This is a genomic window from Actinoplanes campanulatus (genome assembly GCF_014647795.1).
GTDB lineage: Bacteria > Actinomycetota > Actinomycetes > Mycobacteriales > Micromonosporaceae > Actinoplanes > Actinoplanes campanulatus.
Map to the genome: position 1 here is coordinate 275571 of NZ_BMPW01000002.1, position 21687 is coordinate 297257.

The following is a 21687-nucleotide window of genomic DNA, read 5'->3' on the forward strand; positions in this document are numbered from 1 at the left end:
CCGGTGGCAGGATGGGCGCGTGGTTTACGACGCGTTCGTCCTGCTCTCCTTCGGCGGGCCCGAGAAGCCCGATGACGTGATGCCGTTCCTGCGCAACGTGGTCCGCGGGCGCGGCGTCCCGGACGAGCGCCTCGCCGAGGTGTACGAGCACTACATGCACTTCGGCGGGGTGTCCCCGATCAATCAGCAGTGCCGCGACCTGCTCGCCGCGATCGGGACCGAGTTCGCGGCGCACGGCGTGAGCCTGCCCACCTACTGGGGCAACCGCAACTGGCATCCGATGCTGGCCGACACCGTGGCGACGATGCGCGACGACGGGGTCGAGCACGCGCTCGGGTTCGCCACCAGCGCGTACGGCGGGTATTCGTCCTGCAGGCAGTACTGGGAGGACATCGCCGCGGCCCGGGCGCACGTCGGGCCGGGCGCCCCACGGATCGCCAAGCTGCGGCAGTTCCACGACCATCCCGGCTTCGTGAATCCGCACGTGTCCGCCGTACGGGAAGCCTTGACGGAGCTGGAACCGGCCCGCCGGGCCTCCACCCGCCTGGTCTTCACGGCCCACTCCGTCCCGGTCAGCATGGCCCGGTCGGCCGGCCCCGAGGGCGGGCGGTACACCGCCCAGCTGGAGGAGACCGCCCGGCTGGTGCACGCGGCGGCCGCCGCCGACCTGGGCTACGACCTGGTGTGGCAGAGCCGCTCCGGCCCGCCGCACATCCCCTGGTTGGAACCGGACATCAACGACCATCTCGCGCTGCTCGCCGAGAAGGGGGTGACGGACGTGGTGGTCAGCCCGATCGGGTTCGTCTCCGACCATCTCGAGGTCATCTGGGACCTCGACAACGAGGCGAAGGAGACCGCGGCCCGGCTCGGCCTCGGCTATGCCCGGGCGGCGACGCCCGGCGTTCATCCCGAGTTCGTCGCAATGGTGCGGCAACTCGTCCAGGAGCGGACCGATGATCAGGAACGGCCAGCGCTCGGTACGCTGCCGACCTGGGACGTCTGCCCCGCGGACTGCTGCCCCCCACCCGCGCGACGAAAGGCACCCTGATGAAGGAGCGTAAGGCGATCGAGAGCTGGCTCACCGATATGGACGGTGTCCTCGTCCATGAGGGTGAGCCGGTGCCGGGCGCGCCCGAGTTCGTCAACCGGATGAAGGCGAGCGGCAAGCCGTTCCTCATCCTCACCAACAACTCCATCTACACGCCCCGCGACCTCCAGGCCCGGCTCTACCGGATGGGCTTCGACGTCGACGAGACCTCGATCTGGACGGCCGCGCTGGCCACCGCCCAGTTCCTCGCCGACCAGCGGCCCGGCGGCACCGCCTACGTGATCGGCGAGGCCGGCCTGACCACCGCCATGCACGCGGCCGGCTACATCCTCACCGAGTTCGAGCCCGACTACGTGGTGCTCGGCGAGACCCGCACCTACAGCTTCGAGGCGATCACCAAGGCGATCCGGCTGATCAGCGCCGGTTCCCGGTTCATCTGCACGAACCCGGACGCCACCGGCCCGTCGAACGAGGGCCTGCTTCCGGCCGCCGGATCGGTCGCCGCGATGATCTCCAAGGCGACCGGCGTGAAGCCGTACTTCGTCGGCAAGCCGAACCCGATGATGATGCGGTCGGCGCTCAACGCGATCGGCGCGCACAGCGAGAGCACCGCGATGATCGGCGACCGGATGGACACCGACGTGCTGTGCGGTCTCGAGGCCGGGCTGGAGACGATCCTGGTGCTCACCGGGATCAGCAGCCGGATGGAGAGCGAGACGTACCCGTACCGGCCGTCCCGGATCGTCAACTCCGTCGCCGACCTGATCGACGAGATTTGAGCGTCGTCGAGGCGGCGGCCTGGGTGTGTGTGCGGGAGCGGCGGGTGCTGGTGGTCCGGGCCATCGGGTCGGACGCCTTCTACCTGCCGGGCGGCAAACCCGAGCCGGGGGAGTCCGACGCCGAGGCGGCCGCCCGTGAGGTGTCCGAGGAGGTCGGCCTTCACGTCGACCCGGCCGCGCTGCGGCATTTCGCCACGATCGACGCGCCCGCGCACAACCGGCCGCCGGGCACTCGCGTACGTCTCGTGTGTTTTCTCGGTGAGGGACCCGGCGGCGAGCCGAAGGCGGCCAACGAGATCGCCGAGATCGGCTGGTTCACGTCGGCCGACGCCGGGCGGTGCGCGCCCGCGATCCGGATCGTCCTGGACGAGCTAGTCGGCGCGGACCTGATCGACTGAGCGGGCGTGCTCGGTGAAGAACCGGGTGGCGATCGCGGTGTGGATGCCGAACCCGAGCTCGGTCGGCCCGTAGAGCACCTCCCGCCGGACCGTCTCCTCGGTGTCCGGCTCCGGCGGCAGGTCGGCCGGGCTGCGCATCGCCGGCAGCAGGCCGAAGATGAGGACCGTGCCGTCGGGGGCGCTGACCGTGTCGTACAGCCGGATGTGGCCCGGATCGGCCACCACCCCGGTCTCCTCGAACAGCTCCCGCACCGCGGCGGCCTGCCAGGTCTCGCCCACGTCGATGAAACCGCCCGGCAGCGCGAGCCGCCCGCGAGCCGGCGCGATCCCGCGGCGGACCGCCAGCAGACCGGCGCCGACCGGCTGGACCGCCACCGCCACCGGGGTGGGGTTGAGATAGCTGACCTCGCCGCACGCCGTGCAGCGGCGCGGCCACGGCTGATTGACGGTGAACCGGGCGCCGCAGAAGCTGCAGTGCGCGTGCCGGTCGAGGGCCGGGCTCACGGGCGCAACGGGGAGTTGCAGGCCGCCACCAGGGCCTGGCGGCAGGCGGCGGTCAGCGGGCGCAGCGCCTCGTCACGCTGCTGGGCCTCGTAACCGTTCACGGCGCCGCCCGGCGCGCTCGTCTCGGCCAGGGCGAGGACCTGGTCCAGGACGCTGGCCCGGGCGAACAGCCGCCGCGAGCGCGGGTCGAACCCGGGCGGCAGGGTCTCGGCGCTCTCCGGCCGGCGCAGCGCCTGGAGGGCGCCGGCCAGCTCCGGTTTCCACTGCGCCACGTCGAGCCGGGTCAGCCGGGCGGTGGCCTCGCCGAGCGCGACGGTGAGCTGCGCCTCGGCCTCGGCGGCGCCCATCTGGAAGACCTGCCGGTGCTCGGGCGCCTCGTGGACCCGCCACAGCACGGTGGAGAACTCCACACCCGAGCCGGACGTGTGCCGGCGGACCTCCGGCACCACCCCGAACGACGGAGTCATCACCGCCTCGCCGGCCAGCAGCGCCGCCCCGGTCAGGTCGCCCGGGCCGGGCAGGCCGCGCGGGTCACCGGGCACCGGCAGCACCAGGCGGATCTCGTCGGGGTGCAGCTTCGCGAAGATCGGCAGGCCCTGGGGCAGCGGGACGTCGGTCCAGGTGCCGGGGGCGTCGGCGACGAGGTGCTCCTCGTCCGCGGCGATCTCGTCGGCCAGCTCGTCGAACGGGACGAGGCCGGCGCGCCAGGCGCGCACCCAGGCCACGAACCTGGTGGACCGGCGTGCGGTACGGGTGGCCGCATCGGCTGCGGGTGACATGCGAGCAAGGGTACGTGCCGGTGCGGAGAGTTGTCTCGGCTCGGAGCGTCACCGCCTGTGTGTCCGTGATCGCGCGTTACCGTGCGGGACATGTATGGGGAGGATGTGCTGGCGGGCGACTGGCGCCGCCGGAAGGTGACACCGGAGGTGGAGGCCGAACCGGATCTGGTGGTCGAGGACGCCGATTCCGGGTTCTGCGGTGCGGTCGTCGGGTTCGAGCTGGGCGCCGTCGTCCTGGAGGACCGCAACGGCAGGCGCCGCAACTTCCCGCTCGCCCCGGCCGCGTTCCTGCTGGACGGCCGTCCGGTCACATTGGTCCGCCCGGTCGCCGGCCGGATCAAGAAACAGCGCCGGGTCACCGCGTCCGGGTCGATCGCCGTCGACGACGTGAGGGCCCAGGTGGCGAAGGCCAGCCGGATCTGGGTGGAGGGCATCCACGACGCCGCGCTGGTGGAGCGGATCTGGGGCGACGACCTGCGGATCGAGGGCATCGTCGTGGAGCCGCTGGACGGCATCGACGACCTGACCGGTGCGGTCGCCGCGTTCCGGCCCGGGCCGGCGCGACGGCTCGGCGTACTGGTCGATCATCTCGTCCCGGGGTCCAAGGAGAGCCGGATCGTGGCCCGGGTGACCGACCCGAACGTGCTCGTCACCGGTCATCCCTACGTGGACATCTGGCAGGCGGTCCGGCCCGAACGGGTGGGCCTGCGCGCCTGGCCGGTGATCCCGCCGGGCCGTCCGTGGAAGGAGGGCGTCTGCGCGGCCGTCGGTGTCCGGGAGCCGGCCGACATGTGGCGCCGCGTCCTCGCCTCGGTCAGCTCCTACAGGGACGTCGAGACGCCGCTGATCAACTCGATGGAACGGCTGATCGACTTCGTCACGGTCTTCGAGGACTGAGCACGCTTCCGATGCGGCGGGCGGCCTCGGCGAGGCGGTCCGGCGGGTGGGCGGCATAACCGATCACCAGGCCCGGCGGTCCGGTGCGGCGCCGGTGCCAGGTCAGAGGCTGCACCAGTACGCCCGTGGCCGCGACCCGCCCGGCCACCTCCACGTCGTCGGCCGTCTCCGGCAGCAGCACGAGCAGGTGCAGCCCGGCCGCCACCCCGGCCACCCGCAAACCCGGCAGATGCTCGCGCAACCCGGCCAGCAGCGCGTCCCGCCGTGCCCGCTGGCGGGCCCGGACCGCCCGCAGATGCCGCTCGTAGTCGCCGGACGCCAGCAACTCGGCCAGCACCAGCTGCGGCAGCGCCGGATTGCCCAGGTCGCTGGCGTGCTTGGCGGCGAGCAGCTCGGCCTGCATCGGGCGCGGGGCGATGAGCCAGCCCATCCGCATGGCCGGCGCCAGCGATTTGGAGACACTGCCGAGGTACGCCACCCGCTCCGGCATCGACCCCTGCACCGCGGCGACCGGCGCCCGGTCGTACCGGTGCTCGGCGTCGTAGTCGTCCTCGATCACCAGGTTGCCGGCGGACGCCCAGGCCAGCAGCTCCCGGCGGCGTTCCGGGGCCAGCACCACCCCGGTTGGGAACTGGTGCGCCGGCGTCAGCACGGCCGCACCGACGCCGGTCGCGACCAGATCGCCGATCCGCATCCCGTCCGCGTCGACCGGCACCCCCACCTGCGCCATGCCCCAGAACGCCATCTGGTCGGCGGCGCCCCGCGACCCCGGGTCCTCGACCGCGACCGTCGTGACGCCCCGGGCCTTGAGGACGTGCGCGACCAGGGCGAGCCCTTGCGCCACGCCCGCGGTGACCACCACGTCGTCCGCTTCGGAGCGCACCCCACGCGTACGGGTGAGCCAGGCGACCAGTGCCGCTCTCAGCCGGGGCGTGCCACCCGGGTCGCCGTAGCCGAGGTCCGCGGCCGTGATCCGGTCCAGCACCGCGCGCTCGGCCCGCAGCCAGACCGCCCGGGGGAACGCCGACAGGTCCGGCACACCCGGCGACAGGTCCAGGTCGATGCCGTCCGGGGCGGAGACCGGCAGCCGTAGCTCGTCCAGGGTCCGCCGGCGGTCCCCGGCCGGCCGTGACCCGAGCGCCGTGCCGCGCCCGGTGACGACCGTGCCCGACCCGGTCCGCGCCCCGGCCAGCCCCTCGTCGACCAGCCGCTGGTAGGCCTGCACCACCACACCCCGGGAGACGCCCAGCTCCCCGGCGAGGAGCCGGGTGGCCGGCAGCCGGGCGCCCGGCGCCAGCCGCCCGGCCGTGATCGCCGCCCGCAGGCCCTCGGTCAGCCAGGCGGTCAGCCCCTTGGCCGGCGCCTCGTCGGCCCGTAGCTGGAGAAAGTCCGATCCGGAAATTGGTCCACCTCATCCCGCTCGAATTGGCCCTCGAACCGGACCATACTCGGGGGAACGATTCTCCTCATGACACCCTCCGTTCGGGAATCCGCCGCACCGCCACGCCTTCCGCGGACCGCGCGCTACGGGCTGGCCGGGGCGGCCGGCATGGTCTTCGTCGGCGGCAGCGTCGCGGTCTCCGGCCACCTCGCCGACGCACCGCTGTTCACCGTGCAGGCCGCCCGGTACGGGGTGGCCTGCCTGCTCCTGCTCGGCTACGCCCGATGGGCCGGCACCCCGGTGCACCGGCCCCGCCGCCGCGAGTGGCTCTGGCTGCTCGGCGTCACCCTGACCGGCCTGGTGATCTTCAACGTCGCCCTGATCCAGGGCTCCCGGCACGCCGAACCCGCGGTCATCGGCGTCGCCGTGGCCTGCGTGCCGATCGTCCTAGCCGCGGTCGGCCCGCTCCTGGAGGGCCGCCGCCCGGCCGCCCGGGTGCTGGCCGCCGCCGTGGTGGTGACCGCCGGCGCGGCCCTGGTGCAGGGGCTCGGCCGCACCGACGCGACCGGCGTGGCCTGGGCGGCCGTGACGTTCGCCTGCGAGGCCGCCTTCACCCTGCTCGCGGTGCCGGTGCTGGGCCGGCACGGGCCGCTCGGCGTCTCCGTGCACGCCACCTGGCTGGGTGCCGCCGTGTTCGCCGCGATCGGCCTCACGGTCGAGGGCCCCGGCGCGGTCACCCGGCTCCACCTCGACGACGTCCTGGCCGGCGCCTACCTGGCCGTCCTGGTCACGGCCGTCGCGTTCCTGCTCTGGTACACGTGCGTGGCCGGCATCGGCTCCGGCCCCGCCGGCCTGCTCACCGGCGTGGCCCCGGTCGCGGCCGCCGCCACCGGCATGGCCCTCGGTGCCCCGTCCCCGGCCCCCCTGGTCTGGCTGGGCATAGCCACAGTCGCTGCCGGCCTGGCCCTCGGCCTCTCCCACCGCCCCACCCCCATGCCCACCTCAACCGCCGCCACCACCGCGGCAGCCGCCGCCCGCCCGCGATCTTGAACGCTTCCCCACCGTCTGCGGTAGCCGATCGTCCAAGATCGCGGCCGGTGGGGGTGGCGCGTCTGGCGTCGTGCCCACTCGCCTGTTGAGCGCCTCCTCGATCTTGGGTGGTGGGAAAACGGTCAAGATCGCGGGAGGTTGGGGGTGGTGAGTGCGGAGGGGAGAGGGCGCGGAGAGAGAGGGAGAGGCGGGTGGAGAGGACGGGCGGCTCAGGCCGGTGGGGCGGCACGGGCGGGAGGGGGCAGGTGGTCGCGGAGGTGGCGGGACGGGGTGGTTGTGGTTGGGGGTGCGATGTCCGTACCGGGGATGGGGTCGAGTTTTTCAGGCCAGATGGCTGGGGGCGCGGCTGTAGCGGAAGGTGGCGATGTCCAGGCGTTCGGCCGTGCCGTCGGGGTCGCGCAGGATGCGCAGGATCTCGCCCTCGTTGTCGCCGGAGAGGCCGCGCCAGCGGTCCGGGGCCTCGCGCGCGAAGCGGGTGTGATGGTTGGGGCCGGTCATGACGAGGGCGTCGCCGTCGGGGAGGAGCGAGTACTCGCGGCCCATCCACCACCAGCGGCCGCAGATCTCGGCGGCCTCGCCCTCGGGGGCCGCGGGCGGGCGCCACGCGGGGACGGGGGTGGGCTCGCTGTCCAGGGTCGCGGTGAGAGCCGCCAGGCCGACGTCCTTGATGCTGGTGCCGTCGAGGCCGTAGGCGTTGGCGAAGACGATGACGCCCATCCGGCTGCGGCGGTGTACGGCCAGGTGCGCGACGTAGCCGGGCATCGAGCCGCCGTGCCCGGCGTAGACCCGCTCGCCGACCCGGTACAGCTGTGGGCCGAGGCCGTGCCCGGCGGTCCAGGACTCCAGATCGCTGATGGCGACCGGCGTGCACATCTCGTCGACCGTCTCCCGGGCCAGGACGGCCGGCGCCGGATCGGCCAGGAAGGCGGCCCATTTCGCCATGTCGGTGACCGTCGACCAGAGCTGCCCGGCGGGCGCCATGGCGCCGGTGTCCGGGCGCGGCTCCTCGTGCAGGGCGCCGCCGAGAGCGTGCTGCACCACATAGCCGCGGGCGTACGGCTCGACCGGCGCGTAGGTGGTGCGCTTCATGCCGAGCGGGTCGAGGAGGCGTTTGCCGGCGAGTTCGGCCCAGCCCATGCCGGTGACCCGTTCAAGGACCGCGCCGAGCAGACCGTAGGCCAGGTTGGAGTAGCGGTAGCGGCGGTACGGCGGCCCGGCCAGCTTCTCGTAGGTGAGCTCGGCCAGCAGCCTGTCCACGTCGCCGCCGGGGTTGCGCTCCCACCACGGGCCGTCCGGCTCACGTTGCAGTCCGGAGACGTGGCCGAGCAGCTGGCGCAGGGTCACGCCGCCGATCGGGGTGCCCGGCAGGTGCCGGTAGAGCAGGTCGTCGAGGGCGAAGAAGCCCTCGTCGCGCAGTTGCATCACCAGGGTCGCGGTGATCGTCTTGGTGATCGAGCCGAGCCGGTACTGGGTCTTCGGGTCCGGGCGGGGCTGCTCGCCGGCGCCCGCGAAGTGCAGGACGGCGCGGTCGCGGACGACGGCCAGGGCGAGCGACGGCACCCGGCCGGTGGACTGTGCCCGGGCGGCGATCCCGTCGATCCGGCGGACGGTCTCCGGTAGCAGCGTCACGGTGGGTTCCCTCCCCTGCGGCGAACTCATGGGTCTAACTGTTTGAACCGGATTCGGCTACGGTCGCCGTGGGTGCATGGACGTGTCACGATCGGTGTGTGGAAGCCGTGCTCTGGGTCGTCCTCGCCGTGGTCCTGGCGATCGCCGAGGCCTTCACCGCGACGATTCTGGTCATATTTTTCGCCGCCGGTGCTCTGGCCGCGGCGGGTGCTGCCGCGCTCGGAGCGGGCCCGGTGATTCAGGTGATCGTCTTCGCCGCGGTGTCCGGGCTCTCGGTCGGTGCGCTGCGCCCGATCATCATGCGGCACGCCCGCCCTGCCCTGGAGACCGGGGAGCGCCCGTTCGGGATCGAGGCGATCGAGGGTTCCCGCGGGACCGTGGTGGAGGAGGTCTCCGCCGACCACGGCATGGTCAAGATCGACGGCGAGCTGTGGCAGGCCCGCTCGGTCGACGGCCAGGAGGTCTTTCTTCCGGGAGTGCATGTCCGGGTCGTCAAGCTGCGGGGCGCGACCGTCCAGGTGTGGCACGACGACCTGCCCGATCTATAGAAGGAGTGGGTTGATGGAACAGATCGTCCTGATCCTCGTCATAGCCATCGTCGTGCTCGTCGTGACCACGCTCGTCAAGTCGGTCCGGATCGTCCCGCAGCAGCGGATGGACGTCATCGAACGGCTCGGGAAGTACCAGCGCACCCTCTCGCCCGGTCTCAACCTGCTGGTGCCGTTCGTCGACTCGGTGCGCACCAAGGTCGACATGCGTGAGCAGGTGGTCTCCTTCCCGCCGCAACCGGTGATCACCTCGGACAACCTGGTCGTCTCGATCGACACGGTGCTCTACTTCAAGGTGGTCGACCCGGTCCGGGCGACCTACGAGATCTCCCACTTCCTCCAGGCCATCGAGCAGCTGACCGTCACCACCCTGCGCAACGTGATCGGCTCGCTGGACCTGGAGCGGGCGCTGACCAGCCGCGAGGAGATCAACCGGCACCTGTCCGGGGTGCTGGACGAGACCACCGGCCGCTGGGGCATCAAGGTGACCCGGGTCGAGATCAAGGCGATCGAGCCGCCGCCGAGCATCCGCGACTCGATGGAGAAGCAGATGCGCGCCGAGCGGGACCGGCGGGCCGCCATCCTCAACGCCGAGGGTCACAAGCAGGCGCAGATCCTCACGGCCGAGGGCGAGAAGCAGGCGGCCGTGCTCCGCGCCGACGGTGACCGGCAGGCCCGGATCCTCCAGGCGGAGGGCCAGGCGAAGGCGATCCGGACCGTCTTCGACGCGATCCACCAGGCCAATCCGTCGCAGAAGGTGCTCGCGTACCAGTACCTTCAATCGCTCCCGCAGATCGCCAACGGCACCGCCAACAAGGTGTGGATCCTGCCGACCGAGCTCACCAAGGCGCTGGAGGGGCTGGGCGGGGCGCTCGGCGGCCTGGCGAACATGGCGGGCGACGAGCCCCGGCAGGACGTGGACGCGAGCGCCGTCGAGCGGGAGGCCGCGGCCGCCGCCGAAGCCGCCGCGGCCGAGGCACGCCGGGTCGACGAGGCGGTGCGGGAGGCCGAGGCGGAGGCCTCCGGGCGGCCGGGACTGCCCGCCCCCGGCCTGATCCCGCCGAGCGCGGCGCTGGGCGGGGCCGACTACGACGGGGTGCAGCACATCGAAAAACACTGACTTTTCCAGCTTTTGTGAGATCCGCCGCATTCCGCGATGACTCTTTGACATGCTTCGCAGCAGGATTTCCGACCGGTGCCCCCGGCCGCTCGGCTTGTTGCCCCAGCTAACGAGGCGGAGCCATGAGCATCAGCCAGCGTCAGACGGCGAGCGGCCGACCCCTGCGGGTCGCGCCGGCGTGGGTCGGCGCCCCGACCGCGACCGAGGCGGACACGCACCACCTTCTGCCGGTGCGGGACGCCGTCTGGATCTGGTCGGTCCGCCGGTACGCCCGCCTGGCCCTGTGGGCGCTCCCGGCCGCCGCGGTGTGCTACGGCTGGCTCACCCTGGAGGTTCAGGGCGTACCCGGCCCCCTCGCCGTCGGCCTGTTCGCCGGGTGGCTCGCCATGATCTCCCTGATCGCGCTGGCCGGGCTGCTCGCCGGGTCCCGTACCCGGCGGTGCGCCCTGGCCGGGCTGCTGACCACGCTGGCCGGCGCCACCCTGCTGTTGCCGGTGGCGGCCCTGCCGGAGGACGCCGTGGTGGCGAGCGCGCCGATGGCCGCCGGGCACGTCGACAGCCTGCTCACCGTCGCCGCGGCGGTGTGCGGCGCCGGGATGCTGCTGCTCGGCTGGGCGGTGTTCCGTTCCAAACTCGTCAACCCCGCCGACGGGGTGCTGCTGATGCTCGCGGCGCTGGCGATGGGTGCGGGAACGTCCGTGGACCAGCCCGTACCCACCGTCGGCGCCCTGCTCGCTCTGGCCGCCGGAATGGGACTCGCCTGGACCGGCGGCCGCCTCGTACCCCGCTCCTGAGTCAGCGCGTGATCTCGTAGAACCCGATCGCCGCCGCGGTCGCCACGTTCAGCGAGTCCACCCCGTTGTGCATCGGGATCACCACCCGGGCGTCGGCCGCCTCCAGGGCGGTACGCGTCAGCCCGGGCCCCTCCGCGCCGAGCAGCAGCGCGGGCCGCTCCCGCTGGGCCGGGGTCAGGTCGGCGATCGACACGGCGCCCTCGCCCGGCGTCATCGCCAGCAGGCTGAACCCGGCCGCCCGGATCGCCTTGAGGGTGCCCGGCCAGTCGTCCGACTTCGCGTACGGGATGGCGAACACCTCACCCATGCTGACCCGGACCGCCCGGCGGTAGAGCGGGTCCGCGCAGTTCGGCGACAGGACCACGGCGTCGATGCCGAGCGCCGCCGCGCTCCGGAACAGCGCACCCAGGTTGGTGTGCGTGTTCAGCCCCTCCAGGACGGCCAGGCTCCGCGCCCCGGCGAGCATCTCCTCCATCACCGGCAGCTCCCGCCGGTGGAACGACGCCAGGATGCCCCGGTGCACGTGGAACCCGGTGATCGACTCCAGCACCGGCGGCGGAGCGGTGTAGAGCGGCGCCTCCGGCGGCAGCCCGGTCAGCTGATCGGCGCGCTTCTCGTCGACCAGGGCCGAGCGCATCCGGTAGCCGGCCCGCAGCGCCCGCTGGATGACCAGCTCCCCCTCGGCGATGAACAGACCGTTCGGCGGCTCCCACCGGGTCCGCAGCTCGACGTCGGTGAGGGCTAGATAGTCGCCGATCCGTGGATCGTCCGGGCTGGTGATACTGAGTGCAGGCACACCGGCATTATTCGCGGGGTAGGGTCACCCTTGTCGAGTTCGCCGGGGGTGATCCGTGTCGGATCCGCATCTGCTCGCCCTGTTGCGTGCCCTCCGCCTGCGCCAGAGCGCGCCGGAGGCCGTCGCCGCCGGAGGAGCCGATGCCGACGCCGCGCTCTCCGTCCCGAAGAAGGCCGACGACGAGGAGGCCGAGATGCCCCCGTCGCACCACCCCGGCGGTGGCCTGCTCTGGCGCGGCGATCCCGGCGACACGATCGGCCGCTCCGGTTTCCAGGCCCGCTACGGCCCCGAGCGGGGAATCCCACCGATCGGGGCCGTCCCGTCCGGCCCGACCGGTCCGGTGCCGAACATCCCGCCGGTCGCCCCGGCCCGCCGGCTCGGCGGGCCCGGCACCGAGTTCCCGCCACCGGAGACGACCGGTGGCCGTCCGGGCCGCCGCCGACCCGGGGTGCCCGGCAAACGGCCCACGCCCCGGCCCGACGGCGTCGACCCGGCCGACCGCCAGGCACTTCGCGACACCCAGGGGCTGCTCAGCTCCAGCCTCACCGCGGCGGGCGGCATCGACGAGGTCGCCGGCCGGCTCTGGCAGGCCCTGCGGCAGGCGCAACCGGCCCTGCTCGAGGCGCTCCCCGGCACCCCGGGGACACAGCGCGCCCAGCTGGTCCGCGCGCTCGGTTGGCTGGTCCGCCGGCTGGACGACCCGCCGGCTCTGGTCGCCGGCTGCATTCAGCTCGGTGCGGTGCTGGCCGAGTGCGGCATCCCGTGGACCCGGCTCCGGGTGGTCGGCGCCGCGCTGGCCGAGGCGATGCGCGCGGGGATGGCCCCGGGCGCCTGGCGGCAGGACTTCGACCAGGCCTGGCGCTGGACGTGGCAGCACATCTACGAGTGGCTGGTGCACGGCGGGACGCTCGTCGCGTACCAGCCGACCGCCTGGCCCGCCGAGGTGATCGAGCACGACGTGCGCCGCCAGGACCTCGCGGTGATCACGTTGCGGCCGTCGCTGCCGATGCCGTTCCGCCCCGGCCAGTACACCCGGGTCGAGGTCGACGCCGTGCCCGGGGTCCGCCGGCCGTACTCTCTGGCCGGCGCCCCGCACCGGGACGAGCTGATCGAGCTGCACGTGCGGGCGAAGACGGAGACCGGCGTCAGCGGCACCCTCGTGCACCACACCCGTGACGGCGACCTGGTCCGCCTGAGCCGCGCCGAGGGCGACATGGGCCTCCCCGCCGAACCGGGCCGCGGCATCCTCATGATCGCAGGCGACACCGGTGTGGCCCCGATGAAGGCCATGCTCGCCGAGATGGTCGCCACCGCCGACCCTCGGCCGGCCGTCCTGTTCTGGGGCGTCCGCGACCGGACCGAGCTCTACGACATCGACGCCCTCACCGAGCTGGCCGCCCAGGCGCCGCGCGCCGCGGTGGTCCCGGTGGTGGCCGAGGGCGATCCCGGGCCCTACGAGTCCGGCCTGGTCACCGACGTGGTCGCCGCCTTCGGCGAGTGGTCCCGCTTCGAGGTCTACGTGGCCGGGCCGCCGCTCATGCTGACCAGCACCAGCGCGGCGCTGCACCGGCTCGGCGTGGATGCCGCGCGCATCCATCACGACGCGCCCGAATAATCCCATTTCTGGTACGCCGTTCGCGGCCCTCAGCGGACGGCGTAGCCCGGGACGGACGGCCAGCGGACGGTGAGCACCACCGACTCCTCGGCGGCGAACCAGGAGTGGTCGACGCCGCGCGGCCAGACCACGTAGTCGCCCTGCTTGTCGAGGACGACCGTGCGCTCCGGGAACTCCATGTGGAAGCAGCCGCTGATCAGCACCAGCAGCGCGGTCCGCTCCTCGCCGCGGACCCACTCGGCCCGCCGGTCGCCCCGCGGATGCCGGCCCCACTTGATCTCGACGTCGGTGCTGTGCCGGGGATCGCCCTCCGGCTTGAAGTGCCCCAGCAGCCAGCCCCGGTCGGCGAGCGCGTCCGGGTCGGCGTTTCCCACATAGATCTCGCTCATCCGGCGAGCGCCTCGTCGAGGATCTTGCGGTAGGCGGCGGGCACGTGGTTCGGGCCGCCGGGGGTGAAGACGTCCGAGTGGGAGACCTCGGCCCACGCCGTCGCCGGCACCGCGGCGCGGAGCTCGGCCAGGACCGGCGCGCTGTCGGTCAGCATGGCGAGGGCGACCAGGCACTCCTCGGCCTCGCCGACGCATTCGAACGGCTTGTGCGCGTCGACGCCGAGCAGCTCCAGGAACCCGGCCGTCTGGGACGGGTCGGCGAACAGGTCCCGCCCGAAGATGTGCGCGAGCCGCTCCCGGGGCATGTGCGGGGCCATCGCCAGGAAGACGAACCGGCACTTCGGACAGTCACCGCACCAGCGGGCCGTCGGGTCGTGCAACTTGAAAGCCTTGTTACAGCTAGTAACAACATCATCGTACGCAGTGTGACCGGCGAACAGCTGGGCGATGTGCAGTTCGGACAGTGGGCGCAGCAGCGAGAAATACGGGTCGGACAGTCCCGCGGACGCCGCCACGGCGGCCCGCAGCAGCCCCTCCGCCTCGACGCCCTTGGACCACTGGTGGTTCACCTCGTGGCCGTTCCAGATCAGGTTCGGGTCGGAGGCGGACCGCTCGTTCGACATCACCACCGGGCCGAGCCCGTGCCAGACCGCGGTGGCGATGGCGATCAGCGAGTTGATCGCGGTGACCGGGATGTGCCCGTTCAGCGCCCCGGCCTTGTTGAGCTCGAAGAGCCGCGGGTCCAGCCTGCGGCGGGCGGCCAGCGCGGGCAGGCCGGAAGCGGCGTTCACCTGCTCGATCACCGGGTTCGGGTTGACCGAGAACGGCACCGGGTCGAGCCCGGCGGCGCGCAGGATCTCCAGGGTGACGATCGAGTCCTTGCCGCCGCCGACCGCGGAGAGCGGCCGGCCACCGGTGATCCCGGTGGGCTCGGCGGCCGGGATCACACCCGGGGCCTCCACGGCCAGCTCCAACACGTGCGGAAGCTGGTTGCGGTAGGCGTACTCCGCCATGCCCTTGGTGTAGACGGCCGTGAGGAAATCGGTGACCTGGGGCGGCACGGGTTTGGGCGCGACCACCCGGGCCGGCGCGCCGACCTTGAAGTAGCTCACCCCGGCCACCACGTGCAGCAGGTCGAGCACCCGGGTGAGCGCCTCCGGAACGGCCGGGTCGGCCGGCACCGGCAGCGTGATCGTCTCGGTGAAGCGCAGTGGCTCCGGACCGTCCAGCAGGTAGTCGAACGTCGCCACGCCCGTCACCGGATCGAACGTGTACGAGGGGAACTGCATGACGTCGAACCGCACCCGGAGTCTCCTTGCCTATGACCGAGGGGCAATATTAGTTCGGTCCGACGAGGTTCGACGCGAAGCGGGGAGACGACGTGCGCCTGGCAGACCTGCGCGGCCGTTCGGTGGCGGTCTGGGGGACCGGCCGGGAGGGGCGGGCCGCGGTGACCGCGATCGCCCGCCATCAGCCGTCCCGCCTGATCGCGGTGGACGACAGCGCCAATTATCTGTCCGTGGAGTGGACCGGCGAACTGGCCGGGCTGGCGCCGCTGGCCGGTGGTGAGCACGCCTTCGCGGCCCTGGCCAGCGCCGACGTGGTGGTCCGGTCACCCGGGGTGCCGTCCACCCACCCGTTCATGGTCGAGCTGCGCGAGCGCGGGATCACGGTGACCGGCGGCAGCGCGCTGTGGATGGCCGAGCACGCCGCGAAGACCGTCGGGGTCACCGGCAGCAAGGGCAAGAGTACGACGTCCAGCCTGATCAGCCACCTGCTGACGGCGGTCGGGCGGCCCAACGCGTACGGCGGGAACATCGGGGTGCCGCTGCTCGACATGCCCGAGGCGGAGCTGTACGTGCTGGAGCTCTCCAGCTACCAGTGCGCCGACCTGACCCACTCGCCGCGGGTGGCGGTGGTCACGTCGCTCTTCCCGGAGCACCTGGACGCGCACGGCGGCGAGCGGGAGTACTACCGGGACAAGCTGAACATCCTCCGGCACGACCCGGAGCTGATCGTGGTCAACGGGACCGACCGGCGACTGCGCGACGAGATCCGCGGGGTCACCGACGCGGGCCGGTTCCCGCCCGTGCCGGCGGCCGCCGCGGACTCCCGGTTCCGGGTCGAGGACGGGCAGGTCTGGTGCAGTGACGAGCCGTTGTTCCCGCGGGACGCGCTGCCGCTGAAGGGCCGGCACAACGAGGGCAACCTGTGCGTCGCGCTGGCCGTGCTGGACGGCATGGGCGTGGACGTGGAGGCGGAGCGGGCGGTCGTCGAGGCGGCGGTCCGGTCCTTCCCGGGGCTGCCGCACCGGCTCGCCGAGATCGAGGACCCGTCCGGGCTGACGTTCGTCGACGACACCCTCTCGACGAGCCCGTACGCCGCCATGCACGCCATCGAGGCCTACGAGAACCGGCCACTCACCGTGCTCGTCGGCGGAAACGATCGCGGCCTCGACTACTCACCGTTACGTGACTTTCTGGCCGACCGGGAACTCACCGTGATCGGCCTGCCGGACAGCGGCCCCCGCATCCTGGAGGCGCTGGCCCGCCTGCCCCGGGTCCGCACCGAGCCGGCCGAGGACCTGGCCGACGCCGTCCGCCTGGCTCGCAAGATCACCCCGGCCGGGGGAGTGGTGCTGCTGTCCCCGGCCGCGCCCAGCTACGGCCGCTTCCGCAACTTCGAGCACCGCTCCGAGGTCTTCGCTCAGGCGGTCCGCGACACGGCGGAGGCCTGAGACGGCTGTGACGCGGCGGCGGCCGGAGCCGGCGGTGACACCGCCGTCGCCGGGACGGGCGGCCCGGTCCGGATCTGGTAGATCTCCACGCGGTCCGGTCCGGACTTCACGACGAGCGTGGTGGTGACCGTGGTCGACACGAGCCGGGACGTGCGGACCTTCTCGTCCGGCGTCGGCTCGGGACACGGCGTGCCCGGCTCCGGGGGGACCGTGGTGCCGGAGATGCCGGCGTAGGCCCGGACGATCCGGAAGCCGGTGACCTCCCGCGTGCCCGTCCGTCGGACCACCTTGACGGTGAGGAACTCCTTCGCGTCCTGGGCGGTGTGGACGGCCCGGACCGGGCGGGCGCCGGCCTCGCCGCACACCACCGCGTAGCTGTCCTGAACCAGCTTCAGGTGCTCGAACTCCAGGCGCTTCGCCTTGGCCCGCAGGGTGGCGGCGTCCCAGTCGAAGGCCCGGCGAACGTCCTCGGCGTCCACGAAACCGGTGTTGGTGCCGAAGTCGAAGGTGACCTTCGCGTGGGCGGGGCCGGGGAAAGCCAGGACCGCCAGGACGATCACCGGGAACCATCGCATGCCTATTTCTCCTGAAATGAGAGCAATTACCCCCATGCTTCCACGGCGCAGCGCGTACGGCGTACCGGAAATTTTTTTGATCATGTTTCCGGTGTGACGGCGAGGTTTCAGCGCGTCACGGAGACCGGACGATCGGATGATCGCTCCTCGTCGAAATGGCCTAGCTCGAATGGGTCGTTCAGTCGACGAAAAATGGGCGAAATTCGGACATGTGATGGCGGCCACGTCGTTTCGGCCATTTGGGGATCGATGGCGGTCATCCGCCCCCTCCGAAACATCAGTTCATTCGCGCTGCTCCGGTAACGGTTTGAAAACTTCCTTCACAGCCTTGACAGCAGGGGGCCGTTAGTAAGAACTTTTACCGCGACAGTAAACAGTCCTTCCTGAAAGGGTGACCGATGGCTGAGCCGGAGATGGACGGCGCCGCGTGGACCGCGGTGACCCCCTCGCTGGTTCGCGCCCACGCCGCTCTGAACAGGAGCAACGGGAGCGACCACGGGGGCGGGCGCACCACGCCCTCGAACGGCGTGGACCATCCGCCCATCGACGGGGTGCTCGCCCGGGTCAGGACGTTGCTGCCGGACTTCACCGGGGCGCTGCAACGGGTCGCCGAGCAGGTGCTCGCCGACCCCGCCGCGGCCTCCCGGGCCACCATCGTCGAGCTGGCCGAGCGCAGCGGCACCTCGCCCGCGACGATCACCCGGTTCTGCCGGGCGGTCGGCTTCGACGGTTACGCGGATCTTCGCCTCGGCATCGCGGCGGAGACCGGCCGGGCCCGCTCGGCCGGCTGGACCGTGGACATCGGCCGCGAGATCCAGCCGAACGACCCGCTCGAGCGGGTCCTCGGCCAGATCATGGCGGCCGACACGCGGGCCATGCACGACACCGCCACGCTGCTCGACCTGGGCGAGGTGGAGCGGGCCGCGGTGGCGATCGCCGCCGCGCCACGGGTGAACATCTTCGGCGCCAGCGGAAGCGCGCTGGTCGGCGAGGAGATGCAGTTCAGTCTGCACCGCATCGGCATTCCGGTGTGGGCCTGGACCGACGTGCACAACGGTCTGGCCAGCGCCGCCTTGTCGAGGCCCGGCGACGTCGCGCTCGGCATCTCGCACAGTGGCGAGACCGGCGAGACGATCGAGCTGCTCGCCGAGGCGAACAGCCGGGGCGCCACCACGATCGCGCTGACCAGTTTCCCCCGTTCCCCACTGGCCGAGCTCGCGGACATCGTCCTGCTCACCGCCACACAGGCGACGACCTTCCGGCCGGACGCGCTCAGCGCCCGCCACCCCCAGCTGGTCGTTCTCGACCTGCTGTACGTCGCCGTCGCGCAACGAACCCACGAACGATCGCACGCCGCGTTCCAGCGCACCGCTCAGGCGGTGCACGGGCACAAGGCCGCGAAAGACAGCTGAACCCTTAAAAGTATGAAATCCCCTCGGGAGGAAATGTGAAGCGCAAGATCGCGGTCGCGGCGGCGCTCGCCGCGTCGCTGTTCGGTGCGGCCGCCTGCGGCAACTCCGGCAGCGACGAGGGTGCGACCTCGGCCAACGGCACGGTCGACGGCAAGGGCAAGACCATCAAGGTCTGGCTCATGGTCGACGCCGAGACCAGCTGGAAGGGTGTCGTCGAGGACGCCTCCAAGCGGTTCACCGAGGCCACCGGCGCGCAGGTGAACGTCGAGTACCAGCAGTGGGCCAACCACCTCACCAAGCTGGACGCGACGCTGGCCGGCTCGGACGTCCCGGACGTCGTCGAGCTGGGCAACACCGAGTTCTCCAAGTACGTCTTCTCCGGCGGCTTCGCCGAGCTGAACAAGGGTGACTTCGAGAACTCCGGCACCTGGCTGTCCGGCCTCTCCGGCGCCTGTGAGTCCGAGGGCAAGACCTACTGCGTGCCCTACTACGCCGGTGCCCGCGTGATGATCTACCGCACCGACCTCTTCGAGAAGGCCGGCATCACCGAGGCCCCGAAGACCTACGCCGACTTCCTCTCCGCCGCCGACAAGCTCCAGACCGGCAACGCGGCCGACAAGAAGTTCAGCGCCGTCTACATGCCGGGCCAGTACTGGTACGCGGCCATGTCCTGGGTCAAGTCGACCGGTGGCGAGATCGCCAAGCAGGACGGCGGCAAGTGGGTCGGCCAGCTCTCCTCCCCGCAGTCGCAGGAGGGCCTCCAGCGCTGGGTCGACATGGTCAAGAAGTACTCGAAGGCCGACGTCACCAAGAACGAGAACGAGCAGGCCGGCATCTTCTCGCAGGGCTCGGGCGGCATCTTCTACGGCAACGCCTGGGAGCAGGGTGTCGCCGAGGAGGTCCGCAAGGACCCGAACGACCCGAACTCCGAGCTGGTCCCGACCAAGGTCAAGGGCAAGCTGGCGGCCGCCCCGCTGCCCGACGTGCCGTCCTTCCTCGGTGGCTCCAACCTGGGTGTGACCGCGAAGAGCGGCAACAAGGAGCTCGCCGCTCAGTGGGTCAAGTACTTCACCGACAGCAAGTCGATGGAGGGCCTGATCAAGGCCAGCGCGCTGCCGAACGCGACCGCGCTGCTGGACAAGGCCGCCACGGACAACCCGAAGATCGCGCCGGCCGCGCTGTCCGCGAAGAACAGCTGGTTCCCGCCGAACGCCGAGAAGTGGGCCGACGTGGAGAAGGGCAACATCCTCCAGACCATGCTGACCGACATCCTCACCGGCAAGAAGACGGTGGCCGACGGCGCCAAGTGGGCTGACGAGCAGATCGCCGCCACGCTCAACGAGGCCTGATGACGCATGTGCCGCCCGCCGTCGGGCGGGCGGCACACCGCACTGGAGGATCATGATGCACGCCGTCGACTCCCGGCCCGCCCCGGCACAGGCGCCGCAGGCCACGCCGCCCAAGCCCGTCAAGCGGGTGCGCTCCCGTGGCCAGCGCGACTCCGGTGTCGCCTGGCTGCTCTCCCTGCCCACGCTGCTGATCCTGGTCGCGATGCTGGGCTACCCGCTCTACCGCATGATCGTGCTGTCCTTTCAGAACATGCGACTGCGGGAGCTGTTCTCCGGCGCCACCCCGCCGTGGGCCGGCGTCGACCAGTACACGAAGGCTCTCACCGACAGCGTCTTCTGGGGCGTCGTCGCGCGGACCGCGGGCTTCACGGTCGTCTCGGTCACCCTCTCGGTGCTGGCCGGTCTGGGCATCGCGCTGCTCATGCGCCGGGTCACCCGCGGCGTCCGGATGTTCATGATGATCGCGATGATGTTCGTCTGGGCCCTGCCCCAGCTGGTCGCCGCGCAGGCCTTCCGCTGGCTGACCGACTCGGACTTCGGCGTCCTCAACTACGTGCTCACCCAGCTGGGTCTCGACTACGACACCCACAGCTGGTTCGTCAACCCGTGGGAGGGCTGGGCGGTGATCACCGCGCTGGTGGTCTGGGCCGGCATCCCGTTCCTGGCGATCTCGCTGAGCGCCGGCCTCACCCAGGTGCCGAAGGAGCTCCTGGAGGCCGCCACGGTGGACGGTGCCAACCCCTGGCAGTCGCTGCGCAACATCACCCTGCCGATCTTGAAGCCGCTGCTGATGATCGTCACCACGCTGTCGGTGATCTGGAACTTCGGCCTCTTCACCCAGAACTGGGCGCTGCGCGACGGCCACCCGGAGCCGGTCTACCAGACCCTGGCGACCTACTCCTACACGCAGGCGTTCGGGCGCTCCATCTACAGCTACGGCTCGGCGATCTCGGTGATCACCGTGCTCCTGATGCTCGGCGTGATGGTCTTCTACATCCGCCAGATGTTCAAGATCGGAGAGGTGGACTGATGGCCCGCCATGACGATGGTGTGATCACCGTCGGACGCAGCCGCACCGGTACGTTCTTCGCGAACGCCACCGGCATCGTCTTCGGTCTGATCATGATCTTCCCGGTGTACTGGGTGCTCAACACGGCGTTCAAGCCGGACAGTGAGGTCCGCAGCTTCACGCCCACGTTCTGGCCGCACGACTTCACACTGGACAACTTCAAGTCCGCGCTCGGCGAGGAGCTGTTCATCCCGAGCATGATCAACGGTCTGATCATCACGGCGATGGCGGTGGCCGCGGCGCTGGTCGTGGGCTTCCTCGCGGCGCTCGCGATCGCCCGGTTCAGCTTCTACGGCCGCAAGGCGATCATCCTGGTCGTCCTGGCGGTCCAGCTGGTGCCGTTCCTGGCCCTGCTCATCCCGCTGTTCCTGATGCTCCAGAGCGCGAACCTCACCAACTCGCTCGTCGGCGTGGCGCTGGTCTACCTGGTGCTGCTGCTGCCCTACACGGTGTGGACACTGCGCGGCTTCATCTCCGGCATCCCGCGGGAGCTGGACGAGGCCGCGATGATCGACGGTTGTACCCGGGCCCAGGTGTTCTGGCGGATCATCCTGCCGCTCACCGGTCCCGGTCTCGTCGCCACCTCGGTCTACGGGTTCATCCAGGCGTGGAACGAGTTCATCATCATCAACACGCTGAACGACCCGAAGAACCAGAACCTGATGGCCTGGCTGCTCTACAACCAGACCGAACGTGGCACCGCATGGGGTCCCCTCATGGCCGGTGCGATCATCACCTCCATCCCGGTGGTGGTGTTCTTCCTCCTGATCCAGCGCAACATCGCCACCGGTTTGACGGCCGGCGCCGTCAAGGGCTGA

22 protein-coding genes are annotated in these 21687 nt (G+C 71.6%); 14 read left to right on the forward strand and 8 right to left on the reverse strand.

Going from position 1 to position 21687, the window contains the following annotated elements:
• The first annotated feature begins 19 nt into the window (after positions 1–19).
• The 3 genes from IEZ13_RS06110 to IEZ13_RS06120 are packed head-to-tail and all read left to right on the forward strand — an operon-like array spanning position 20 to position 2225.
• Positions 20–1048 carry a ferrochelatase gene (locus IEZ13_RS06110; RefSeq protein WP_183217666.1) on the forward strand — a complete coding sequence of 343 codons (1029 nt, stop codon included), beginning with the start codon at positions 20–22 and terminating at the stop codon, positions 1046–1048.
• Positions 991–1827, forward strand: coding sequence for an HAD-IIA family hydrolase (locus IEZ13_RS06115; protein ID WP_372441843.1), 837 nt, complete (start codon positions 991–993; stop codon positions 1825–1827). The genes IEZ13_RS06110 and IEZ13_RS06115 overlap by 58 nt, the downstream gene beginning before the upstream one ends.
• Positions 1824–2225 carry an NUDIX hydrolase gene (locus IEZ13_RS06120; protein ID WP_183217669.1) on the forward strand — a complete coding sequence of 134 codons (402 nt, stop codon included), beginning with the start codon at positions 1824–1826 and terminating at the stop codon, positions 2223–2225. The genes IEZ13_RS06115 and IEZ13_RS06120 overlap by 4 nt, the downstream gene beginning before the upstream one ends.
• On the opposite strand, the gene IEZ13_RS06125 is transcribed toward IEZ13_RS06120, so the two are convergent.
• Positions 2199–2729, reverse strand: coding sequence for an NUDIX domain-containing protein (locus IEZ13_RS06125; protein WP_183217671.1), 531 nt, complete (start codon positions 2727–2729; stop codon positions 2199–2201). The two genes, IEZ13_RS06120 and IEZ13_RS06125, sit on opposite strands and share 27 nt — an antisense overlap.
• Positions 2726–3508: a hypothetical protein gene (locus IEZ13_RS06130; RefSeq protein ID WP_183217673.1), complete on the reverse strand. Its 783-nt coding sequence runs from the start codon at positions 3506–3508 to the stop codon at positions 2726–2728. Before IEZ13_RS06130 ends, IEZ13_RS06125 begins: the two co-directional genes overlap by 4 nt.
• Positions 3509–3598: 90 nt before the next feature.
• Here IEZ13_RS06130 and IEZ13_RS06135 point away from each other — a divergent pair, with 90 nt between their 5' ends.
• Entirely contained in the window at positions 3599–4405 is an 807-nt protein-coding gene (locus tag IEZ13_RS06135) for a DUF3097 domain-containing protein (protein WP_183217675.1), read from the forward strand.
• Here IEZ13_RS06135 and pdxR read toward each other — a convergent pair.
• A complete protein-coding gene (gene pdxR / locus IEZ13_RS06140; protein ID WP_183218357.1) occupies positions 4386–5807 on the reverse strand; it encodes a MocR-like pyridoxine biosynthesis transcription factor PdxR in 1422 nt (473 codons plus the stop codon). The genes IEZ13_RS06135 and pdxR overlap by 20 nt on opposite strands.
• 66 nt (positions 5808–5873) lie before the next feature.
• Between pdxR and IEZ13_RS06145 the strand changes: the two genes are divergently transcribed.
• Positions 5874–6836: a DMT family transporter gene (locus IEZ13_RS06145; protein WP_183217677.1), complete on the forward strand. Its 963-nt coding sequence runs from the start codon at positions 5874–5876 to the stop codon at positions 6834–6836.
• Between the two features lie 321 nt (positions 6837–7157).
• Here the strand turns inward: IEZ13_RS06145 and IEZ13_RS06150 are convergent, their stop codons facing one another.
• Positions 7158–8465, reverse strand: a complete 1308-nt coding sequence (locus tag IEZ13_RS06150; protein ID WP_183218359.1) for a serine hydrolase domain-containing protein — start codon at positions 8463–8465, stop codon at positions 7158–7160.
• Positions 8466–8563: 98 nt separating this feature from the next.
• Here IEZ13_RS06150 and IEZ13_RS06155 point away from each other — a divergent pair, with 98 nt between their 5' ends.
• From IEZ13_RS06155 to IEZ13_RS06165, 3 genes are all read left to right on the forward strand, one after another.
• On the forward strand, positions 8564–9013 hold the full coding sequence (locus tag IEZ13_RS06155; RefSeq protein WP_183217679.1) for an NfeD family protein: 450 nt from the start codon (positions 8564–8566) through the stop codon (positions 9011–9013).
• 13 nt (positions 9014–9026) lie between these two features.
• A complete protein-coding gene (locus IEZ13_RS06160; protein WP_183217681.1) occupies positions 9027–10133 on the forward strand; it encodes an SPFH domain-containing protein in 1107 nt (368 codons plus the stop codon).
• Positions 10134–10255: 122 nt separating this feature from the next.
• A complete protein-coding gene (locus IEZ13_RS06165) occupies positions 10256–10927 on the forward strand; it encodes a hypothetical protein (RefSeq protein WP_183217683.1) in 672 nt (223 codons plus the stop codon).
• 1 nt (position 10928) lies between these two features.
• On the opposite strand, the gene IEZ13_RS06170 is transcribed toward IEZ13_RS06165, so the two are convergent.
• The gene (locus IEZ13_RS06170) at positions 10929–11723 is read right to left on the reverse strand and encodes a TrmH family RNA methyltransferase (RefSeq protein ID WP_183217685.1); all 795 of its coding nucleotides are present in this window, start codon (positions 11721–11723) and stop codon (positions 10929–10931) included.
• A gap of 55 nt (positions 11724–11778) precedes the next feature.
• Here IEZ13_RS06170 and IEZ13_RS06175 point away from each other — a divergent pair, with 55 nt between their 5' ends.
• Positions 11779–13338, forward strand: a complete 1560-nt coding sequence (locus IEZ13_RS06175) for a flavohemoprotein (protein WP_229794483.1) — start codon at positions 11779–11781, stop codon at positions 13336–13338.
• Positions 13339–13367: 29 nt separating this feature from the next.
• Here the strand turns inward: IEZ13_RS06175 and IEZ13_RS06180 are convergent, their stop codons facing one another.
• Both IEZ13_RS06180 and IEZ13_RS06185 read right to left on the reverse strand, forming a co-directional pair.
• Entirely contained in the window at positions 13368–13727 is a 360-nt protein-coding gene (locus IEZ13_RS06180; protein WP_183217687.1) for a cupin domain-containing protein, read from the reverse strand.
• A complete protein-coding gene (locus IEZ13_RS06185; RefSeq protein WP_183218363.1) occupies positions 13724–15016 on the reverse strand; it encodes a MurL-like N-terminal domain-containing in 1293 nt (430 codons plus the stop codon). The genes IEZ13_RS06180 and IEZ13_RS06185 overlap by 4 nt, the downstream gene beginning before the upstream one ends.
• 92 nt (positions 15017–15108) lie before the next feature.
• On the opposite strand from IEZ13_RS06185, the gene murD reads away from it, so the two are divergent.
• Positions 15109–16464, forward strand: a complete 1356-nt coding sequence (murD, locus tag IEZ13_RS06190; protein ID WP_183217689.1) for a UDP-N-acetylmuramoyl-L-alanine--D-glutamate ligase — start codon at positions 15109–15111, stop codon at positions 16462–16464.
• Here the strand turns inward: murD and IEZ13_RS06195 are convergent.
• Positions 16434–17039, reverse strand: coding sequence for a hypothetical protein (locus IEZ13_RS06195; protein ID WP_183217692.1), 606 nt, complete (start codon positions 17037–17039; stop codon positions 16434–16436). The genes murD and IEZ13_RS06195 overlap by 31 nt on opposite strands.
• Before the next feature lie 398 nt (positions 17040–17437).
• Here IEZ13_RS06195 and IEZ13_RS06200 point away from each other — a divergent pair, with 398 nt between their 5' ends.
• From IEZ13_RS06200 to IEZ13_RS06215, 4 genes are read left to right on the forward strand one after another with little or no spacing between them, the layout of a single operon-like run.
• Positions 17438–18451, forward strand: coding sequence for a MurR/RpiR family transcriptional regulator (locus IEZ13_RS06200; RefSeq protein WP_183217693.1), 1014 nt, complete (start codon positions 17438–17440; stop codon positions 18449–18451).
• A 35-nt stretch (positions 18452–18486) separates the two neighbouring features.
• Positions 18487–19800 (forward strand): extracellular solute-binding protein, encoded by a 1314-nt coding sequence (locus tag IEZ13_RS06205; RefSeq protein ID WP_183217695.1) that lies wholly within the window; start codon positions 18487–18489, stop codon positions 19798–19800.
• A 52-nt stretch (positions 19801–19852) separates the two neighbouring features.
• Positions 19853–20830 (forward strand): carbohydrate ABC transporter permease, encoded by a 978-nt coding sequence (locus IEZ13_RS06210; RefSeq protein ID WP_229794484.1) that lies wholly within the window; start codon positions 19853–19855, stop codon positions 20828–20830.
• Positions 20830–21687: a carbohydrate ABC transporter permease gene (locus IEZ13_RS06215; protein ID WP_183217697.1), complete on the forward strand. Its 858-nt coding sequence runs from the start codon at positions 20830–20832 to the stop codon at positions 21685–21687. Before IEZ13_RS06210 ends, IEZ13_RS06215 begins: the two co-directional genes overlap by 1 nt.

What these genes read in the sequence shown, in the direction of transcription:
- IEZ13_RS06130 (WP_183217673.1), bottom strand. Translation starts at nt 3,508, where the DNA reads ATGTCACCCGCAGCCGATGCGGCCACCCGTACCGCACGCCGGTCCACC.
- IEZ13_RS06135 (WP_183217675.1), top strand. Translation starts at nt 3,599, where the DNA reads ATGTATGGGGAGGATGTGCTGGCGGGCGACTGGCGCCGCCGGAAGGTG.
- IEZ13_RS06145 (WP_183217677.1), top strand. Translation starts at nt 5,874, where the DNA reads ATGACACCCTCCGTTCGGGAATCCGCCGCACCGCCACGCCTTCCGCGG.
- IEZ13_RS06160 (WP_183217681.1), top strand. Translation starts at nt 9,027, where the DNA reads ATGGAACAGATCGTCCTGATCCTCGTCATAGCCATCGTCGTGCTCGTC.
- IEZ13_RS06165 (WP_183217683.1), top strand. Translation starts at nt 10,256, where the DNA reads ATGAGCATCAGCCAGCGTCAGACGGCGAGCGGCCGACCCCTGCGGGTC.
- IEZ13_RS06180 (WP_183217687.1), bottom strand. Translation starts at nt 13,727, where the DNA reads ATGAGCGAGATCTATGTGGGAAACGCCGACCCGGACGCGCTCGCCGAC.
- IEZ13_RS06185 (WP_183218363.1), bottom strand. Translation starts at nt 15,016, where the DNA reads ATGCAGTTCCCCTCGTACACGTTCGATCCGGTGACGGGCGTGGCGACG.
- IEZ13_RS06195 (WP_183217692.1), bottom strand. Translation starts at nt 17,039, where the DNA reads ATGCGATGGTTCCCGGTGATCGTCCTGGCGGTCCTGGCTTTCCCCGGC.
- IEZ13_RS06200 (WP_183217693.1), top strand. Translation starts at nt 17,438, where the DNA reads ATGGCTGAGCCGGAGATGGACGGCGCCGCGTGGACCGCGGTGACCCCC.
- IEZ13_RS06210 (WP_229794484.1), top strand. Translation starts at nt 19,853, where the DNA reads ATGATGCACGCCGTCGACTCCCGGCCCGCCCCGGCACAGGCGCCGCAG.
- IEZ13_RS06215 (WP_183217697.1), top strand. Translation starts at nt 20,830, where the DNA reads ATGGCCCGCCATGACGATGGTGTGATCACCGTCGGACGCAGCCGCACC.